This is a genomic window from Nonomuraea wenchangensis, from assembly GCF_900111685.1.
Lineage (GTDB): Bacteria > Actinomycetota > Actinomycetes > Streptosporangiales > Streptosporangiaceae > Nonomuraea > Nonomuraea wenchangensis.
In genome coordinates, this window is sequence record NZ_FOHX01000015.1 from 88,622 (window position 1) to 108,109 (window position 19,488).

Genomic DNA, 19,488 nt, shown 5'->3' on the forward strand with positions numbered 1-19,488 from the left:
CGGCCCATGACAGAACTCACCCCCAGGCTGCGCGCGGTCGCCGACCTCATCGTGGCCGAGGCGCGCGAGGCCGGCGGCAGGCACGAGTACGACGGCCACGTCCAGGACCTGTCGCCCGAGGGCGTGCGCGCCGGGCTGGCGCGGCTCGGCGAGGGCGCCGCGCCCGGCGATCCGCACGACGCCGAGCACCTACAGGTGTTCGAGGAGAGCCTGCGCTTCCAGTTCGGGGAGCTGGAGCTGCACCGGAAGAACCCGATGCCGCACCTGTCCAACCTCGAACTGGCCTGCTACGACCGCGACTACGGCCCCGCCGAGGACCGCGACCGGGCCAAGGCCGCCCACCTCGCGCTCTGGCCCGAGGCCGTCGAGGGCGCGATCGCCTCCCTTGACCAGGTCAGCGCCCCCGTCGCGCGGTCGCTCATGGGCGCGGTCAAGGGCCTCGCGGCCGGCGTCACCGACGAGGCCGCGCTGGCCGCCCACGGCCGGCTCGTCGCCCACCTCGAACGCGCCGCCACCGAGGGCGACCCCGACGCCGCGCTCGGCACCGACGCCCTCAGCAGGCTCATGGGCACCGCCGAGGGCCTGCCCGTGGACCTCGGGCGGCTGGCCGAGCGCGCCGACGCCGAGCGCGACCGGCTCATGTCGCTGCTCGCCGAGTCCTGCGCCAGGCTCGGCCGCTCCGAACCGCCGCTGGAGGTCGCGAGGGAGCTGGTCAAGGAGCACCCCGACGCGGACGAGGTCATCGAGGCGGCCAGGGCCGGCACCGCCAAGGCCATCGCGTTCACCAGGGAGAAGGACCTGGTGCCGTACCACGACGGCGAGTGCCTCGTCGGCCCCGCGCCCGAGTCGCGGAGCTGGGCCATGGCGATGATGGCGTGGAACGCGCCCGCCGAGCCCGAAGGCCCGTCCTGGTACCACATCACGCCGCCGGACCCGTCCTGGCCGCGGCAGGAGCAGGAGGAGTGGCTGGAGGTCTTCAGCCACACGACGCTGCCCGCGATCAACGTCCACGAGGTCGCGCCCGGACACTTCTCGCACGCCCGCGCCATGCGCCACGCCCCCTCCGAGGTGCGCAGGCTGCTCATGTCGAGCGCCTTCGTCGAGGGCTGGGCGCACTACGCCGAGGAGCTGTGCGTCGAGGAGGGCTTCGAGCCCGACGACCCGCGCTTCGAGATCGGCGTCTGGCTGGAGGCGCTCCTCCGCGTCACCCGGCTCGCCTGCGCGATCGGCGTGCACACCGGGCAGTTCACGGTCGAGGAGGGCGCGCGGCGCTTCGAGTCCGACACGCACCTGCTCGGCCCCGCGGCGCTGTCGGAGGCCAGGCGGGCCACGTTCGACCCCACGTACGGCCGCTACACCTGGGGCAAGCTGCTCATCCTCGACCTGCGCGAGCAGGCCCGCAAGGAGTGGGGCACGGGCTTCACGGTGCAGCGCTTCCACCGGGAGCTGCTGGCGCTCGGCGCGCCGCCGCTGGGACTGATCGGCGCGATCCTGTAGGCGTCCTGACGGGCCCGCCCAAGCTCCGGCGGGCCCGTCACCAGTGGCGCTCGTGGGTCAGGACCCGCACCACGTCGCCCTCGCGCCGCACCAGCAGGCGTACGCAGTCGCCCGGCAGCACGTCCTTATAGGTGCCGTGATCCACCGCGAACGCCTTGGCCCGCTCCGAACGCCCGTCGTGCAGCGCGAGGTAGCGCGTCTCCCGCTCGGTGTCGTACCACCGTTTGACGACGTGCCCGGCCACCTCGTGCCGGCGGGGGCCGCCGGGGGCGTAGCCGGCGGGTTCGATGCCGGCCCCCTGCCAGCCGCTGCCCGTGAAGATCCACTCCCGCTGCGGCGCCGGTCCGGCCGCGACCTCCCTGCCGCGCGCGGTGAGCAGGAACCCCCGCCCGCCGAGCAGCAGGCTCCCGCCCGCCACGAACGACACCATCGTCGCGATCCCGCCCAGCCAGGACACCCCGGCCTCGGCGACGGTGACGTACCAGGGGGCGGCCAGCGCGACGGCCAGCCCGACCGGCACGAGCAGGCTGGGCCAGCGCCGCCGGGCCAGCCCCAGCTCGATCGCCCGCCGCCGGACCAGCGGCGCGAACTCGCCCTCCAGGTCGGCCCCGTCCGGCATGAGGGCGACGAGCGGCGACTCGGCCTCGTCGGCGAGATCGAGGCCCGCCAGCCGCGCCCGCACCCGCTCCAGCGCCCACCGCTGGTACGCCGGCAAAGCCTCCTCCCCGGCGAAGGGCGCCAGGGCGAGCCGGTCGCCCTCGATCCGCGCCGGCCCGCGTTCGGCCAGCTCGGACAGCGTCGCGTGGAACACCTCCTGCGCCCGCATCCCGCGCAGCAGCTCGCCCACCGCCCGCGGAGCCGGCTCCCCTGCGGGCGTCGGGGACGCGGCGGGCCGCTCCCTGCCGGCCACCACGACGGCGACGGCCAGCGCGGCCGCCCAGAGCGCCCAGGCGGTCGCCGGCCAGACAAGATCCATCGTCCTGTGTTAGCACGAGAGCCCGCGGCAGGCCAGGCGTAATATCCGGGACCGATAGACTGGAGTCACCGCACTTCGCCTTTGGGGGGTTCTCTCGGTGTCAGAATTCGACACGGTGCTGGTGGTCGACTTCGGCGCACAGTACGCGCAGCTCATCGCCCGGAGGGTGCGCGAGTGCCATGTCTACTCGGAGATCGTCCCCTCGACGATGCCCGTCGAGGAGATGATGGCGAAGAACCCCAAAGCGATCATCCTGTCCGGCGGGCCATCCTCGGTCTACGCCGAGGGAGCTCCGCCCGTGCCGCACGGCCTGTTCTCGACCGGGGTGCCCACGTTCGGCATCTGCTACGGCTTCCAGGCGATGGCCCAGGCGCTCGGCGGCACGGTCGCCCGCACCGGCACGGCCGAATACGGCGGCACCTCGCTCGACGTGCTCGACGAGGGCGTCATCTTCGCCGGGCTGCCGGCCAGCCAGCAGGTCTGGATGTCCCACGGCGACAGCGTCGCGGCGGCGCCCGAGGGCTTCACGGTGACCGCCTCCACGCGTGAGACGCCGGTCGCCGCCTTCGAGCACCCCGGCCGCGGTCTCTACGGCGTGCAGTTCCACCCGGAGGTGCTGCACTCCGAGCACGGCCAGGCGGTGCTCAGGCACTTCCTGGAGGCGGCCGGCTGCCGGCCGAGCTGGACCATGCTCAACATCGTCGAGGAGTCCGTCGAGGCGGTGCGCCGCCAGGTCGGCGACGGCCGGGCGATCTGCGCGCTGTCCGGCGGGGTCGACTCCGCGGTGGCCGCCGCGCTCGTCCAGCGGGCCATCGGCGACCGGCTGACCTGCGTCTTCGTCGACCACGGGCTGCTGCGCAAGGGCGAGGCCGAGCAGGTCGAGCGCGACTTCGTGGCCGCCACCGGCGTCAAGCTGCGGGTCGTCGACGCCGCCGAGCGTTTCCTCAAGGCGCTGTCGGGCGTCACCGACCCCGAGGAGAAGCGCAAGATCATCGGTCGCGAGTTCATCCGCGTCTTCGAGGACGAGCAGCGCGCCATCATGGCCGACGGCCCGGTCGACTTCCTGGTGCAGGGCACCCTCTACCCCGACGTCGTGGAGTCGGGCGGCGGCACCGGCACCGCCAACATCAAGTCGCATCACAACGTCGGCGGCCTGCCGGAGGACCTGCAGTTCACGCTGGTGGAGCCGCTGCGCACGCTGTTCAAGGACGAGGTCCGCCGCGTGGGCGAGGAGCTGGGCCTGCCGGCCGCGATGGTCTGGCGGCAGCCGTTCCCCGGCCCCGGCCTCGGCATCCGCATCGTCGGCGAGGTGACCCGCGAGCGGCTGGAGATCCTGCGCGAGGCCGACGCGATCGCCCGCGAGGAGCTGTCGCGGGCCGGCCTCGACCGGCAGATCTGGCAGTGCCCGGTGGTGCTGCTGGCCGACGTGCGCTCGGTGGGCGTGCAGGGCGACGGCCGCACCTACGGCCACCCGGTGGTGCTGCGCCCAGTCACCTCCGAGGACGCGATGACCGCCGACTGGTCGCGGGTCCCCTACGACGTGCTGTCGCGCATCTCCACCCGCATCACCAACGAAGTACGCGAGATCAACCGGGTGGTCCTCGACGTGACCAGCAAGCCCCCGGGCACCATCGAGTGGGAGTGAGCCCATCGATTGGCCGAGCCGCGCATAATCGTGACAACGGGGGGAAGTGAATCTGGCTCTGCGCCAACTCGCGACCAGGTTGGTGACGGGACGCCCGAGGCGCCGGCCGGCGCGGGGGCACCTGGCGCTGGCGGGAAGGATGACACGCCTGTATGCCCCAAGCTGGTGAGCACGCTGGTGAGCACGGCGGCGCGGCGCCGCTGGTCCTGCTGGTCGAGGACGACCCGCAGGACGCGCTGATCGTCCGCGAGCTGCTGGAGGACAGCGGCCTGGCCGTACGCCTGGAATGGGCGCGCTCGGTGAAGCAGGCGCGGCAGGCGCTGGCGCGGCTGCGCCCCCAGTGCGTGCTGCTCGATCTCGACCTGCCCGACGCCTACGAGTTCTCGGCGCTGTCGGCCGTGCTGGAGGAGGCCGGCGACGCGGCCGTCGTGGTGCTGACGGGCCTCGCCGAGGAGCAGGCGGGCCTCGCCGCGGTGACCGCGGGCGCGCAGGACTACCTCGTCAAGGGCCGGGTGGAGGCCGAGTGGCTGGGCCGGGCGCTGCGTTACGCCATGCAGCGCAAGCAGGCCGAGCAGGCCGCCGTGGCGCTGCACGCCGAGCGCGTACGCGCCAAGGAGAACGCCCGGCTCGAACGCGGCCTGCTGCCGACCCCGCTGCTGGAGACCATGCCGATCCAGGTCGCCTCCCGCTACCAGGCGAGCCGCGGCTCCCTCACCCTCGGCGGCGACTTCTTCGACGTCGTCGAGTCCGACGACAAGGTCGTGCACGCGGTGATCGGCGACGTGTGCGGCCACGGCCCCGACGAGGCGGCGCTCGGCGTCTGCCTGCGCATCGCCTGGCGGGCGCTGGTGCTGAGCGGCATGGAGGGCGGCGCGCTGCTGCGGCAGCTCCAGCGCATCCTGGACGCCGAGCGGTCCAGCTCCGAGATCTTCGTGACGATGTCCACGCTCGTGCTGGAGCCGGACCGGCGCACGGTGCGCCTCTGGCGGGCCGGCCACCCCGGCATGCTCGTCCACACCCCCGAGGGCATCTCCCTGGCCGAGCCGGCGCAGGGCCCCGCGCTCGGCCTGCCCTTCGAGAGCGAGTGGGAGCAGCACGTCATGGAGCTGCCGCCGGGCGGCGGGCTGACGCTGTTCACCGACGGGCTGTTCGAGCGCCGCCTGCCCGGCGAGCGGGCCCGCTGGCTGGGCGAGGAGGGCCTGCTGGAGCTGGCCAGGCGGCGGGCGCACCTCGACGGTCAGTCCTTCATCGACGCGCTGGTCGAGGACGTCGAGACCGCCGCGCCCGAGACCGCCGCCGACGACCTCGCCGTGGTCCACCTCCGCTGGAAAGACGAGCTGTGAACGATTCCCCCGCGCGCGGCTGGCGCCGCCTCACGGTCCACGCCTGGTTCGTCGCCGTGCTGGCGGTCGCGGCGGTGCTGGTGATCGTCTGCGCCGTGGTCGCCACCATCATGCTGGACCGCACCGCCCGCCTGTCCGACCAGCTCATCGACCGGCTCTCCCCGGCCAGGATCGAGGCCGCCCAGCTGGAGAACGCCCTGCTCAACCAGGAGACCGGCGTCCGCGGCTACCTCCTCACCGGGCGGCGTGACTTCCTGGACCCGTACACGCAGGGCGTGCGGGCCGAGCAGAGCAGCGTCGAGCGCATCGCGGCGCTGCTCCAGGAGCATCCGCGGCTCGTCGCGGAGGTCGAGACGGTCCGCGCGGACGCGGCGTCGTGGCGGCGGGCGTACGCGGAGCCCGCGATCGCCGCCAAGCGGGCCGACGCCACCGTCTCCGAGGCGGGCAACGAGGGCGGCAAACAGACTTTCGACGCGATCCGGTCCCGCCTCGACCGGCTCTCCGCGGAGCTGACCGGGGCCCGCGCCGCCGAGCAGGCCGACCTGCGGGCGGCGCAGCGCATCCGCGACTGGGCCTTCCTCGCCATGATCGTGCTGTTCCTGCTGGCCGGCCTCGCGATGGCGATCCTGCTGCGCCGGGCGGTCGGCCGGCCTCTGGACGAGCTGCGGGTGGCCTCCCGGCACATCGCGACCGGCGACTTCGACCATCCGATCCCCGAACGGGGCCCGGCGGACATCCGCGAGCTGTCCCGCGACGTGAACCTGATGCGCAAGAAGATGGTGCACGCGCTGCAGGAGTCGCACGAGCACCAGGGACAGCTGCGCGCCCAGGCCGCCGACCTCGACGCGCAGGCGGTGGAGCTGCGCCGCTCCAACGCCGAGCTGGAGCAGTTCGCGTACGTGGCCTCGCACGACCTCCAGGAGCCGCTGCGCAAGATCGCCACGTTCTGCCAGCTCCTGCAGAAACGCTACGGCTCGGTGCTGGACGAGCGCGGCGCCCAGTACATCCACTTCGCCGTGGACGGCGCGACCCGCATGCAGGTGCTCATCAACGACCTGCTCAGCTTCTCCCGCGTCGGCCGCATGTACGACGACCGCAAGCCGGTCGAGCTGGAAGACGTGCTCGACAAGGCGCTCGACGACCTCGGCGCGGCCGTCGAGGAGTCGGGGGCCCGCGTCGAGCGCCCCGCCGAGCTGCCCACCGTCATGGGCGACCGGACGATGCTCGGCCTGCTCTGGCAGAACCTCCTCGGCAACGCGATCAAGTTCCGCCGCGCGGGGGAGACCCCGGAGATCCGCATCACGTGCGAGCCCGGCGACGAGGGCGAGTGGGCGTTCGCGGTCGAGGACAACGGCATCGGCGTCGAGGCCGAGTTCGCCGAGAAGATCTTCGTCATCTTCCAGCGCCTGCACAACCGCGAGACCTACGGCGGCACGGGCATCGGCCTGGCGATGTGCCGGAAGATCGTCGAGAACCACGGTGGCCGCATCTGGCTCGACACCGGCTACACCGGAGGCACCCGCATCCGCTTCACCCTGCCCGTCTCCGGGCCCCTTTCCGAGCCCGACCAAGAAAGCGACTCATGACCACAGCGCAGGCCATAGAAGTGCTCCTCGTCGAGGACGATCCCGGCGACGAGCTGATCACCCGCGAGGCGTTCGAGGACAACAAGATCCAGAACAACCTCCACGTCGTCAGGGACGGCCTGGAGGCGCTCGACTTCGTCTACCGGCGCGGCGCCTACGCCGACGCCCCCCGCCCCGACCTCATCCTGCTCGACCTCAACCTGCCGAAGTACGACGGCCGCCAGGTCCTGGAGAAGATCAAGGGCGATCCCGAGCTGCGCGCGATCCCCGTCGTCGTCCTCACGACCTCCTCGGCCGAGGAGGACATCCTGCGCAGCTACGACCTGTTCGCCAACGCGTACGTCACCAAGCCCGTCGACCTGGAGCGGTTCCTGGCCGTCATCCGCCAGATCGACGAGTTCTTCGTCACCGTGGTGCGGCTGCCCGGCCGCCTCCAGGCGCCGGGCAGCATGCCGGGCGCCTAGGCCGCCGGCCGGTAGGAGGACGGGCCGTCCCAGGAGCACTCCCGGGTCTCGTCGAGCAGCAGGTCCACGACGTCCGACAGCCGGCCCTCCCGCTGGTAGGCCCGCCGCTGCCGGGCGGCCGAGCTGCCCCGCGCCAGCGCCTCGCGGGCCAGGACGGACACCAGCTCCCAGTCGCCCGCCTCCTCCAGCTCGGGCCGCAGCCCGTCCACCAGGTTCATGAACACCTCGGCGGCGGGCCGCGGCACGCCCTCGACCGGGTCCACGAGGTCGCCCTCCAGCCCGGACCGGGTGGCCTGCCAGGTGGCCGCGCGCACCGGCTCCAGCTGCATCTCGCGGTACGGGTCCCGCCGCACCGCCGCCAGCTCCCGGACCACCAGCGCCCGGAACAGCCCGGCGATGAGCGCGATGTCGTCCACCCGCGGGCAGGAGTCGCAGATCCGCAGCTCCACCGTCGGCACGTGCGCGGACGGCCGCACGTCGAAATAGATCATCCCGGGGTCGGTGATCGTGCCGGCCTGGATGAGATCCTGGATCATCCGCTCGTAGTCGGCGGCGGAGTCGAACTTCGCCATCGGCCCCGACGTGGGCCAGCGCTGCCACACGAGCGTGCGGTAGCTGGCGTACCCGGTGTCCTCGCCGAACCAGAACGGCGAGCTGCACGACAGCGCCAGCAGCGGCGGCAGCCACGGCGTCACGCTGTGCGCCACCGCCGTCGCGAGGTCCTTGTCCTGGATCTCGACGTGCACCTGCGTGCCGCAGATGAGCTGCTCGCGGGTGAGGAGCTGGTAGTCGTCCAGCATGCGCTCGTAGCGCGGGTCGTCCGACACCTTCATGCGCGACTTGTCGGCCAGTGGCACCGTGCCGGCCGCGACGATGCCCAGCCCCAGCTCGCGCGCGGCCTGCACGAGCTGTCCGCGCAGCTCGCAGAGGTCCGCGGCGAGGTCCTCCAGCCGGGCGAAGGGCGCGCTGTTGGCCTCGATCGTGGAACGCTGCAACTCCTCGGAGAAACGTCCCTTGGGCAGGGCGTCGAGCAGGGGCCCCGAACGGGTCGAAAGGTGCCTGGTCCGCAGGTCCACGATGTGGAACTCCTCCTCGACCCCCACCGTGAAGGATCCCGTCTGACCTGCCATGATCTCTCCCGCCTCTATGCCCTGTTCAAGGAGCCGTCCTCTTTCCAGAAATGAGCCGTTTGCACCTGTCAAAGGCATCCGTGAAGCGGGCCAGGCGCCACAGACTGCCGAGGAGCAGCGGCGCCAGCAGCGCCCCGATGAGGATCGGGGCGGCCATGTAGCGGAAGTCCTGGGCCGAGATGTTGACCAGGACCGCCAGCTGCTGCCCGGCGACCACGGCCGCGACGCCCAGCACGTACCGGTTGCGCCCGGCCAGCGCCCCCGCCGCCACCGCCAGGTACGACAGGTAGGCCCACGACGCCCCCCGCCACAGCGCCCAGTCGTACTCGGGGGCCAGCGACCCCGTCAGCCAGGGATCGGCCACCTGGTACAGCTCGTACGACAGCGGGCGCAGCGAGAACACCCACCGGCCGGGAAAGTCCGTCACCCTGCCGGGCCCGACGTAGGTGTCGGCGGTCGGCCGCAGCGACAGCCGGTACGTCGTGCCGCCCGTCAGCAGCGGGTCGCCCGCCGGCCGCCAGGCGATCGCGCCCCGGCACAGCCGCGTCTCCACCATCAGCCCGGGATCCTCGACCAGCAGCCGCCGCCACAGCGCGAGCAGCTCGCCGGCGCGCGCGTCGGCCTGCTGCCAGCTGAAGTCCTCCCGCCAGATCAGCGTGTTGACCGTGGAACAGGTGCCGCCCCACCACCAGCGGTCCAGCGGCGCCACCGACTCCAGCAGCGCCCGGTCCCGCTCGCCGAACAGCTTCGGCCGGTCACGGAACGCCACCGCGACGTCGCCGAAGGCCGTGTGGTAGACGTACGTCGGGGACGGGGGGACGATCCCGAACCGGGGGAGCACCGCGTTCGTCAGCACCAGCGGCAGCGCCGCCGCGACCACGCCGGCCAGCAGCAGCCGCACCCGGCGGGTCCGTACGACGAGGGCCAGCACCGCCACGGCCACGCCCACCACGACGAAGCCGTTCGCCCGGAACAGCCCGAGCGCCAGTGCCAGCGCCGCCAGCCCGGCGAGCCCCGGCCCGCTCACCCGCCGCGCCGCCGCGAAGCGCGCGCACACCCCCGCGACCGCCACCGCGCAGATCGTGAACGGCACGTCCTTCCACAACGTGACCGTGAACGCCCCCACGGGCGGCGCGAGCGGCATCAGCATCGCCACCGCCGTGGTGGGCCGGCGCGGCGCCCCCACCGCCTTCAGCGACTGCGCCAGGAACGTCAGCGCCGCCGCCATGGCCGTCGTCTGCCCGAACGTGACCGCGCCCAGGTCACCGGTATGCGTGAAGCTCAGCCACAGCAGCGCGTCGTAGAGCACCGAATGATCGCTCACCCACGGGCCGGCGATCGTGTGGCTGAGGTAGAGGACCGAGTCGCGGCTGAACAGGCCGGGGTAGAAGGCCGCCCACCAGCACGCGAGCACCGCCTGGGCGACGAGGAAGGTGGCGAGCGCAGGCCACCAGGGGCGCCGGGGCCGGGTCAGGCCCGCCGGGGCGTCGTCGCTCCCCATGATTCTCGCCATCGGAGCAGGGAGTCGGGCGTCGTCAGGGGTAGCTCACTCCGGCCCCCAGCGCCTTGCCGCCGCCGCGGGCCAGCGTCGGGACGGTGACGAGGTGGTAGCCCTGCTTCTTCAGCTCCTTGAGTATGCCCGGCATCGCCTTGACGGTGGCCGGGACCGTGTCGTGCATGAGGATCACGCCGTCACGTCTGGCCAGCTTGAGCACGGTCGCGGTGATCTTGCGGGCGTCGCGGAGCGACCAGTCGAGCGTCGTGCCGGTCCACATGATCTGCGACATCCCGGCCTCGTCGGCGATCCGCAGCACGCGGTCGTCGGTGTGCCCGTAGGGCGGGCGGAACATCGTCGGCCGGTATCCCGTGGCCTGCTGGATGACGTCCCGCCCGAGCCGGATCTCCTGGCTGATCTCCTCGTCCAGCAGCGCCCTGAGCGACTGGTGCGAGTAGGTGTGGTCACCGACCGCGTGCCCCTCGGCCAGCGTCTGCCTGGCGATCTTCGGGAGCTCTTCGACCCGCTTGCCGACCAGGAAGAACGTCGCCTTGGCGTTCGCCTTGCGCAGCGTCTTGAGCAGCGTGGGGGTCTGCGCGCCGGGACCGTCGTCGAAGGTCAGCGCCAGGCACTTCACGCGGGCGCAGTCCACCCGCGCCTCGGCGGCGGAGGTGGCGGCGGCGGTGGCGGCCGGGGCGGACGACAGGGTCAGGGCGGCGGCGAGGAGGGCATGAGTCACCACGACCGCAAGCCTAGAGCCAACCGGGCCCGCCCGCGCCCCCATCCTCCCACCAAGATCACATCTTGCGGCCCGGCTGGATCAGCGCTTCAGCCGGGCCCGCAGGAACAGGCTCACCCCGCGCAACGACCTGACCGGCAGATACCGCTCAGCCCGGATCACCGCCGACAACCCCGCGTTGAGCAGCGTCGGCACCTTGCTCAGATCGCTCCCCACCGACCGCCGCCGATGCCACTTGACCACGGGCCGCAGCAGCACGTTCCAGCTCCAGACGCGGTCCACCTGCAGCCCGGCCTTCTCGACCACGATCGTCAGCGACTCGCGCCGGTAGCGGCGTACGTGCCCCACCGCGTCGTCGTGCGCCGACCACAACGCCATGTCGCACGGCACCGCGATCAGCACGTGCCCACCCGGCGCCAGCACCCTCGCGATCTCCTCGGTGACCAGATGGTCCTCGCGTACGTGCTCCAGCACGTCGAACGCGGTCACCAGATCGACGCTGCCCGACCCGAACGGCAGCGCCCGCGCGTCCGCCCGGACCGCGGGGACCCCGCGTGACCGCGCCATCTCCAGGGCCGACTCGTCCATGTCGGTGGCGGTCGCGTCCCAGCCCGCCTCGGCGAGCACCCGCGTGTTGCCTCCGCCCGCCGCGCCGATGTCCAGCGCCACTCCGGGCCGGCCCAGCTCGCGCAGCTCCCGTCGCAGGATCGCGCGGCGCTCGCGGTACCACCAGTGGGCGTCTTCCAGCGCGATGAGCCGGCGGATCTCCTCGGTCTCCATTGATGTGTTCTCAGTTCCTCGTGAGGGGTGACGTGGCGGCGCGGATCACCATGAGCAGGCAGTACGCGGCGACGACCACGCCCACCTCGGCCATCCGCCCGGCCTGTGGCGGCAGCGTGTGCAGGAGGGCCACGGTGAGCGCGAGGTTCACGGCGAAGAACAGCGCCGTGCGGAAACTGAGCACGGCGCCGGCGGTGCCAGCCAGGACAAGCGCGCACGTGGCCGCCGTAGCGGGTTCCTGGAAATCCCGCATCGGCCAATAAACCATTGCATAGAGAACGGCGGAGAACAACACGTGCAGCGAGCCGGCGAACGCCCAGCCCGGCGGCCCTCCTCCTCGCAGGCGGGCCGGCCGCGCGTCCGGATGGCACGGCACCAGCTCGGGCCGGGCCAACGGAACACGGGCCCGCCCCGCCGCCATCGACCACGCCACCCGGGCGAGGCCCCGCAGATCGTCGAGCGCCGTACGGGCCACCTGGACCCGCGAGTCCAGGTCCTCGACCCAGTCCACCGGCACCTCGTGCACGCGCAGCCCGTTGTGCTCGGCGAGCAGCAGCAACTCGGTGTCGAAGAACCAGCCGTCGTCCTCGACCTTGTCCATGAGCGGCCGTACCACGCGGGCCCGCGCCGCCTTGAACCCGCACTGCGCGTCGCTGAACCCCGCACGGAACCCGTGCCTGAGCAGCGCGTTGTACCCGCGCGAGATCACCTCCCTGCGCACCGAGCGGCGGATGCGCGCGCCACGACCCAGCCGGGTGCCGATCGCGATCTCGGAATGCCCGCTGGCCACCGCCGCGACCAGCGGGAACAGCGCGTCGAGGTCCGTGGACAGATCCACGTCCATGTACGCCACGATGTCGGCCTGGCTCTCCCCCCAGGCCGCCCGCAGCGCCGCGCCCCGGCCGCGTACGTCGATCCTGCGCGCGTGCACGCGGTCGTACTCGCGGGCCAGCGCAGTCGCGACCGGCCAGGTCGCGTCGGTGCTGCCGTTGTCCACGATCGTGATCCGCCACGGCAGCGGGAAGCCGCCGTCGAGGAAGGCCGCCAGCGTACGGACGCAGCCGGGAAGGGCACGCTCCTCGTTGAGCACGGGGATGACGATGTCGACGCTCGCCGGACGGGCCGCCGTGTCCAGGACGCGGAAGGTCGGCTGCATGGCGGAACGCGTGTCCATCGAGTCCCCTGATCCCTTGCCTGGGTGGCCGTCGTTCAGGGAAATGGTGCTGGGGCCCCTCGCGGGGCGGGTGCGTTTTCTGCGCGCATTCCCCGAAGGGGGGCATCCTTTTACCCGGCCGGAAGTTCGTACACGGCGAACGCCCTGTTGCTGAAGCGCAGGGCGGCGTAGCCGTCGAGCCGCGGATCGATCCTGGTGAGAAGCCACCGCACCCCGTAGCCGGTGGCGAGCCGCCGCACGTTCTCCCGCGTCGGCGCCGCGAACACCGCGTCGTTCGCGGCGAGCCGCGCCGTGTCCGCGAACGGCACGCTCAGGTAGGACCCGCCGTACGCCCTGGCCCGGGACAACGTGCTCTCGGCGTACGCCCACCCTTCCACGAGCACCCGCCGCTCACTGAACCCCGCCACCCAGTAGTGCCTGCTGTCGCACCCCGGCGCGATGACCGGACGACAGTGCAGATCCGTCGCGACGACGTCACCGGCCCGCGAGTGCTCCCGCAACCACCGCGCCGCCTCCCGCCCACCGCGCGGCACCACCCGTTCCCGCCGCCCCTCGTCCGGCACCACATGCCGAACCATCTCGACCGCCGACGCCGGCACGCCGTACCCCGCCATGACCCCGACCACCACCAGAACCACCCCCGCCCGAGCCGGAACAAGGGGCCTCCGCCGCACCACGACCACGACCACCACCACCGTGACCGCCACCAGCACCAGATAGGGCCCCACCACCCCCATCAACCCACCCAGATCAGGTTCGACCCGCACGAACCCCCGCACCATCCCCTGGACCCCGGCGACCACCATGGCCACCCCCGCGCCGAGCGCCACCGCCACGCCCACCGCCCGCGCGGCCGACCTCCCCTCACCTGCCCACGCCCGCCCGGCCACCCCAACCCCGCAGACAGCCGCAACCGACAGATAAGGCCGGACACTCTCCAGGAAGTACAACTGCGACTCCGCCGGATGCCCCAGCACCAGAACCGCCCCGACCCCGGCACCCCCCATCCCGACCAGCAACAGAACCTCCGGCTCCCTGAGCCGCCGCCACCCCAGCCCAGCCACCCCGCCCCAGACACACGCAAGGCAGAACAACTGCACCGCCGCCAGCACCCCCAGAACCCCCGCCGGGTCGCCCTGAGAAACCCCGGTCACGCCGCTCCACAACACCCGCATGGTCGCGAACGGCTCGATCTCCGTCCCCTGAGTCCCCCTCCCGAACAGCACCGCCTGCGCCACCACCAGCCCCCCGAGCGCGAGCCCCGCCACCCCCAGCCACCGCCCCGGCGCCCGCCGCTCCACCACCCACCGAACCCCCGCCACCAGCACCGCCCCGGCCAGCAACAACGGCAGGAACGTCGCCTTGGCCCCGGCCAGCACCGCCACCAGCAGGACCAGCACCACCCAATCCCGCCCCCGCACCCCACGCACCAGCAGCAACACCACAGGCGCGAAGAGCAGCGCCCCGAACGTCTGCGTGGGACTGGCCCAGGCCGTGAACATCGACCGCGTCGTGAACACCACGCCGTCCTGCAGCACGGGCCCGAACAGGAAGTACGTGACCCCGACCGCCGCCACCCCGGCCGCCCAGCTCCCGCCCACCCGCCGCCCCACCGCCGCCACCAGCACCACCAACGCGGCGGTCATCGGCAACGTGGAGAGCCGGTAGACCAGCGTGACGGGCTCGATCCCGGTCACCCAGCTCGTCGCCGCCATCTCGGCGTACACGAACCAGTGGTAGGGGAGCGGCTCACCCAGCACCGACGGGAACGTGGGCGGCACCTGCCGCTTGACCTCCCCGAGCAGCGCCAGGTGATAGGGCATGTCCACGTACGCCCTCCCGACCGGCACCCGATACAGGAACAGCGCACTCCACACCACCAGATACCCGACCACCCCGCCCAGCGCCCACCCGCACCACCCCGGCACCCGCTCCCGCCCCGCGTTCCTCCAGAACCGCCGCAACCCAGGCACCACCACAAAAACCCCGACCACCAGCACGGACGGAACCAGCACCAGCCGCGGCATCCCGACCGCCCGAGCCGGCAGGTAGGCCAGCACCTCGACCGCATACCCGACCGCCACCCCGGCCGCCAGCTCCTCCAACCCCGCCCACGCACGCCCACCGGTCAACGCCCGCCACAAAAGCACCCCCGGCAGCGCGACCCCACCTCCGAGATACGCCCCGAACACGCCCAGGTCCCGCACGGAGACCCCACACACCAGAAACACCACAACCACGCCGACACCCAGCGCCGACGCAGGCAACCACCCCACAATTCGCCCCACCAGGGGACCACCCACCAAACCCCCGCCCACCCTCCGCCCGCCGAACTCACGTCACCACGGCGGCCCCCACCCACCCGCAATCCCTCAAGAGCGACGCAGAGGACGCCATCGGGGGACGTCGCCGAGGGACGTCGCCGGGGGACGTCACCAGGGGGGGACGTCATCGAAAGGCGCCGCCGAACGACGTCACCGAAGAACGCCGCCGAACAACGTCACCGAAGGACGCTCACCAACCGCGTGAACTCAACCGGCAGATCAACCCCATCCCAAACCCGACCAAAGCTGAGCGCACTCCCCACCGGCACCATCCGATCAACCCCCCGCCCGCCCAACCCCCTGGCCAGCTCCTCCAACTCCTCCCGCCCGAACCCGAAGTGCGTCATCGTCTGATCCCGCCGCTCCACCACCGCGCCCAGCTCCGCCAGCCCTCTGAGCCGGCAGTGCACGAACGTCCCGGCCCCCAGCCACCGCCGCGGAGCCGCCGCCTCCTCCGCCAGGGTCACGTTCGCCAGCGCGTTCCCCCGGAACTCCACGCTCTTCGCCACCCCGTCGGCGGCCAGCCCGTACGTGGCCACCCGTTTCTCCACGGCCATCCCCGGCTCCACACCCCACCCGCGCCCGTCGAGCACCCGCGCCACCTGATCGATGAAGTCGGCCCGAGCCGCGTCGCAGTCCTTCTCCGCCCCCACCCAGAACACGGTCCGCGGTGACGAGCAGGCGGCCTGATCGAACCAGTAGGCGTCGTTGACGAACCCCTCGGCCACGTTGACCCGAACCGCCCGCTCCGCGCACAACCAGGCCGCCGCCCGTACCACCGCGAACGACGACCGATCGGGAAAATCAAGCTCCCTGGCGTGCGGCGCGAGCGGGTGCCGCCGCACGTCCAGCACCGTACGGTCGCCGCCCCACACCACCCGCAGATCGCAGGCCGCGGACAAGGCCGCCGTCACCTCCTCATCCGACCGGTCATAGGTGACGATCCGCTGCGTCTCGCCCACGATGGGATCAGCCTCGGCCAACGCCTCGTGCAACGCCTCCAGGATCACCCCGGCGACCGCCCCGGCCCGCGGCGACAGCCGTACGACGTTGCGGTTGCCCATGAGCGCGGACAGAGCCCAGGAGTAGACGAAGACGGTGTCCACGTTCGCCGGCGGGATGTGGAAGACCAGCCCGCGCGGCACCCGTACGTGCTCGCCGTTGAGGGAGTCCAGGGTACGCGTCAGCTCGCTGGGCCGCAGGAAGAACCCGAGCGACCCGAGCTCGGGATGCCGCCGCGCCGGCCCAGACCGCAACAACCGCTTCCCGAACGCCCCCAGAAACCCCCGAACCCGCTCATCCCCAACCGCCAGCCCTCCACCCCGCAACCCACGGACCAGCACCTCAACGGGCACGACGCCCTGATGAGACCCAACTTCACCACCAAGGGACACGCCCCCAGAAAGGCCCACGCCCCTGACGACAGACGCACCCCCCTCAAACGCCCCGGCCTCGCCACGCAACCATCCATCCGCAACTGACACGACGCCCGTACGAGGGAACAGCACCCGCACCTGACGACCATCACCCTCTCCACCGCCCTGCCCCGACCCCAGGATCCCGCCCGACACCACCGCAACCGCCCCAGCCATCCCAGCCACCCCCACCGCCGTCCGAGCCGCCCCAGCCGACCCAACCGCTCCAGCGGTCGCCACCGACGCGTCCGCCCTTGCCCCGGTAGCGACGGAGGCGTCTGCCCGCGCCCCGGTCGCTACGGAGGCGTCCACCCTTGCCCCGGTAGTTACCGAGGCGCCCGCCCCCGCCCCCGCCGCCGACATCGACGCCTCTCCGGTCGGTGGCCCTCCGCTCGCCATCAGCGCTGTCCGAAGGTGTCGCTGCAGCCGCGTGCCTCTGCCCGTGGCAGCCTGCCCAGCACCTCGAACCGTTTTCCCGGCCAGGCCCCGTCATCGACGCCGCGCACCACGCCCAGATCCTCGGTGAGGAGCACGTGACCCGGATAGGACGTGGGCAGCGTGCTGACCACCTCGACCAGCCCCGGCACTCCGGGCGGCGCCTCCTCCCAGGTATCCGGGTCCCGGATCACGACGTCGGCGAAGTCCGGGCAGTAGAGGCCGTCCCCATCAGGCCCTTCAAGGAAGATCGTCCCGATCTGTTCGACCATCCCGTAGAAGTTGTGGACCCGGACGAGCCCGCACTCCGCCCCCAGCCGTCGCCGGAACTCCGCGTTGTCCACCGCCTGCTCGGCCAGCCGCTTCCACCCACCAGAGTGGATCAGCACCCCCTGCGACAGATCCAGGCCCAGATCCAGCAGGTAGAGCCACACCATGAAGGTGAACCCGAACACCAGGAACCGCCGGCCACCGTGCCGCGCCAGGAACGCCTTGGCCGCCTCGGCATCCACCCGCCCCTGCTCGTCCAGCACGAACGTGTGGTCGCGGCCGAAGTTCATCATCCCGAGCACCCCGGCCCCGCGGGCGCTGAGCGTCGCGTCGCGTACGACCGACCTGCTGTCGACCACCAGCATGGGCAGCCGCCGCTCGCCCAGCACCTCCTTGAGCGTCGCCGCGAGCATCCGTGTCTGCGCCGCCGCCGCCTCGCGGTCGAGATAGACGCGACTCGGCCGCTGCCCGGTGGTGCCGCTGGAGGTCAGCACCCGGAACACCCGCTCCGGCGGAACGCTGCGCAGCTCGTGCGTCTTGAACAAGCGCACCGGCAGCCAGGGCAGATCCACCAGCCGCTCGTACGGCGGCCGCACCCCGATCGCGTCCAGAATGCGCTGGTATGGCAGGCACGCCTGACGATGCCGCTCGGTCAGCTCGGCCAGCTCCCTCACGAGCCGAGCTTCCCGCTCCTCCTCGCGCAACGTGAAAACGCTCATCCCGAGCTCCTCGCATCCACTGAGCCCCACCGCCTCACGGCCGGTCGCGCCGTACGGCTCCCGGAAGTGCTGCTCATGCGCGTCCTTCCAGGGAGCGGTAGTCGACCTTTCCTGTGGCGAGCAGGGGCAGGCGGTCGATGGGACGTACGTCGAAACCGCTCCAGTGGAGCCGCAGCTCGGCCCCCAGCCGCCGGGCGAGCCCCGCGCAGCCGGCCGCGTCCAGCCCCTCTGCCCAGACCGTCACCCGGTCGTCGCCGCTGGTGGCGGCGGCCGGGCCCGCGTTGCGGAGCAGGCGTTCGACGTCGTCGAGGTTGACCCGTACGCCGAAGATCTTGGCGATGCGCTTGAGCCGCCCGGTGAGGTGGAGGAAGCCCTCCGCGTCCAGATGTCCGAGGTCGCCGGTGCGCAGGACGCCGCCGAGGTCGTCACCGCGGGCCAGGTCGGCGGCGGTCTCCGCGTAGCCCATCATGACGTTGGGCCCGTGGTAGACGACCTCGCCGCCGTCGATCTCCAGCCGCCCGCCGGGCACGGCCCGTCCCACCGAGCCGAGCTTGTCGGCCAGCCGGTCCGGAGGCAGGACGGCGATGCGGGCGGTGGCCTCCGTCTGCCCGTACATCACGAAGAACCGGTCCGCCCTCGCCGCGAACTCGCTGACCACCTCCGGAGCGAGCCGCCCGCCGGCCTGCGTGAGCGTGGCGATGGCCGGATGCTCGGAACGGTCGTAGCGCAGTCGGCGGAGCATCTCGTACTGATAGGGGACGGCGGCCAGGGACGTGCAGCGGTGCGCGTCCAGATGGGTCCAGAACGATCGCTCAAGCAGCCCCGCCTCCGTCAGCATCACGGTCGCGCCGGCCGCCAGATGGCTGTTGAGCACCGAGAGCCCGTAGCTGTAGTGCAGCGGCAGGCTCGTGGGCGCGACCTCGTCCGGGGTGATCGACAGGGCGGCGGCGATGCTCGCGGCGTTGGCGAGGACGGCCTGGCGGGACAGGCGTACGAGCTTGGGATTGCCGGTGGAACCCGAGGTGGCGAGGAGGACGGCGAGGTCGGGATGCGGCTCGGGCGTGTCGCGGCGCGCCGGCGAGGAGCCGTCGGCCGCGTGCGTGAACCCGAGCAGCGCCGCAGGCCGGAACCGCCCCGCCAGCTCCGCCAGCGTGCCCGGCGACAGGTCGGGATCCAGCAGCGCCACCGGCCGCCCGGAACGGAACGCCGCCAGATAGCGGAGCACGGAGGCGAGGTTGTTGCGCATCCCGCAGAACAGCGGGCCGGGCCGCAGCCGCGCCAGGATCTCGACCGTCCGGACGATCCGCCGCTCCAGCTCGCCGGCTCCGAGCACCACCCCTTCCCCGGCAATGATCATCCGCGCCTGAGGATGCGGAAAAACCCCTCCATCGGTGATCCCTGGAACGCCACCCATCTCCGAAACACCCGCCCCTGTCCCCGCCCCCGGCTCAGGTGCTGCGGAAGAAACGACTGCCGACCCGGCGGCGACCACCCCC

General features: G+C 72.4%; 15 protein-coding genes. 5 read left to right on the forward strand and 10 right to left on the reverse strand.

What is annotated here, in order from left to right; translation table 11 throughout:
• Positions 1 to 6: 6 nt before the first annotated feature.
• The gene (locus tag BMW85_RS35055) at positions 7 to 1,497 is read left to right on the forward strand and encodes a DUF885 family protein (protein ID WP_091090254.1); all 1,491 of its coding nucleotides are present in this window, start codon (positions 7 to 9) and stop codon (positions 1,495 to 1,497) included.
• A 37-nt stretch (positions 1,498 to 1,534) separates the two neighbouring features.
• Here BMW85_RS35055 and BMW85_RS35060 read toward each other — a convergent pair whose 3' ends face one another.
• The gene (locus tag BMW85_RS35060; RefSeq protein WP_091090257.1) at positions 1,535 to 2,473 is read right to left on the reverse strand and encodes a hypothetical protein; all 939 of its coding nucleotides are present in this window, start codon (positions 2,471 to 2,473) and stop codon (positions 1,535 to 1,537) included.
• Positions 2,474 to 2,570: 97 nt separating this feature from the next.
• On the opposite strand from BMW85_RS35060, the gene guaA reads away from it, so the two are divergent.
• The 4 genes from guaA (at position 2,571) to BMW85_RS35080 (ending at position 7,511) form a co-directional block, all read left to right on the forward strand.
• On the forward strand, positions 2,571 to 4,118 hold the full coding sequence (guaA, locus tag BMW85_RS35065) for a glutamine-hydrolyzing GMP synthase (protein WP_091090262.1): 1,548 nt from the start codon (positions 2,571 to 2,573) through the stop codon (positions 4,116 to 4,118).
• Between the two features lie 152 nt (positions 4,119 to 4,270).
• A complete protein-coding gene (locus tag BMW85_RS35070) occupies positions 4,271 to 5,461 on the forward strand; it encodes a PP2C family protein-serine/threonine phosphatase (RefSeq protein ID WP_091090265.1) in 1,191 nt (396 codons plus the stop codon).
• Positions 5,458 to 7,047, forward strand: a complete 1,590-nt coding sequence (locus BMW85_RS35075; protein WP_091090267.1) for a sensor histidine kinase — start codon at positions 5,458 to 5,460, stop codon at positions 7,045 to 7,047. The genes BMW85_RS35070 and BMW85_RS35075 overlap by 4 nt, the downstream gene beginning before the upstream one ends.
• Positions 7,044 to 7,511, forward strand: a complete 468-nt coding sequence (locus BMW85_RS35080; protein WP_091090269.1) for a response regulator — start codon at positions 7,044 to 7,046, stop codon at positions 7,509 to 7,511. Before BMW85_RS35075 ends, BMW85_RS35080 begins: the two co-directional genes overlap by 4 nt.
• Here the strand turns inward: BMW85_RS35080 and BMW85_RS35085 are convergent.
• The 9 genes from BMW85_RS35085 to BMW85_RS35125 all read right to left on the reverse strand — a co-directional run bounded on the left by BMW85_RS35085 (position 7,508) and on the right by BMW85_RS35125 (position 19,349).
• The gene (locus BMW85_RS35085) at positions 7,508 to 8,641 is read right to left on the reverse strand and encodes a carboxylate-amine ligase (RefSeq protein WP_177241041.1); all 1,134 of its coding nucleotides are present in this window, start codon (positions 8,639 to 8,641) and stop codon (positions 7,508 to 7,510) included. The genes BMW85_RS35080 and BMW85_RS35085 overlap by 4 nt on opposite strands.
• A 25-nt stretch (positions 8,642 to 8,666) precedes the next feature.
• The gene (locus BMW85_RS35090; RefSeq protein ID WP_091090273.1) at positions 8,667 to 10,142 is read right to left on the reverse strand and encodes a hypothetical protein; all 1,476 of its coding nucleotides are present in this window, start codon (positions 10,140 to 10,142) and stop codon (positions 8,667 to 8,669) included.
• Between the two features lie 34 nt (positions 10,143 to 10,176).
• The gene (locus tag BMW85_RS35095) at positions 10,177 to 10,878 is read right to left on the reverse strand and encodes a polysaccharide deacetylase family protein (protein ID WP_177241042.1); all 702 of its coding nucleotides are present in this window, start codon (positions 10,876 to 10,878) and stop codon (positions 10,177 to 10,179) included.
• A 78-nt stretch (positions 10,879 to 10,956) separates the two neighbouring features.
• On the reverse strand, positions 10,957 to 11,655 hold the full coding sequence (locus BMW85_RS35100) for a class I SAM-dependent methyltransferase (RefSeq protein ID WP_091090278.1): 699 nt from the start codon (positions 11,653 to 11,655) through the stop codon (positions 10,957 to 10,959).
• A 10-nt stretch (positions 11,656 to 11,665) separates the two neighbouring features.
• Positions 11,666 to 12,829: a glycosyltransferase gene (locus BMW85_RS35105; protein WP_091090280.1), complete on the reverse strand. Its 1,164-nt coding sequence runs from the start codon at positions 12,827 to 12,829 to the stop codon at positions 11,666 to 11,668.
• 110 nt (positions 12,830 to 12,939) lie between these two features.
• Positions 12,940 to 15,036, reverse strand: coding sequence for a hypothetical protein (locus tag BMW85_RS49940; protein WP_177241043.1), 2,097 nt, complete (start codon positions 15,034 to 15,036; stop codon positions 12,940 to 12,942).
• 293 nt (positions 15,037 to 15,329) lie between these two features.
• Complete coding sequence (locus BMW85_RS35115) at positions 15,330 to 16,409, reverse strand: acyl-CoA reductase (protein ID WP_245775243.1); 1,080 nt, start codon at positions 16,407 to 16,409, stop codon at positions 15,330 to 15,332.
• Between the two features lie 557 nt (positions 16,410 to 16,966).
• Positions 16,967 to 17,992: a LuxE/PaaK family acyltransferase gene (locus BMW85_RS35120; RefSeq protein WP_091090287.1), complete on the reverse strand. Its 1,026-nt coding sequence runs from the start codon at positions 17,990 to 17,992 to the stop codon at positions 16,967 to 16,969.
• A 73-nt stretch (positions 17,993 to 18,065) separates the two neighbouring features.
• Positions 18,066 to 19,349, reverse strand: coding sequence for an AMP-binding protein (locus tag BMW85_RS35125; protein ID WP_091090290.1), 1,284 nt, complete (start codon positions 19,347 to 19,349; stop codon positions 18,066 to 18,068).
• Positions 19,350 to 19,488 lie beyond the last annotated feature (139 nt).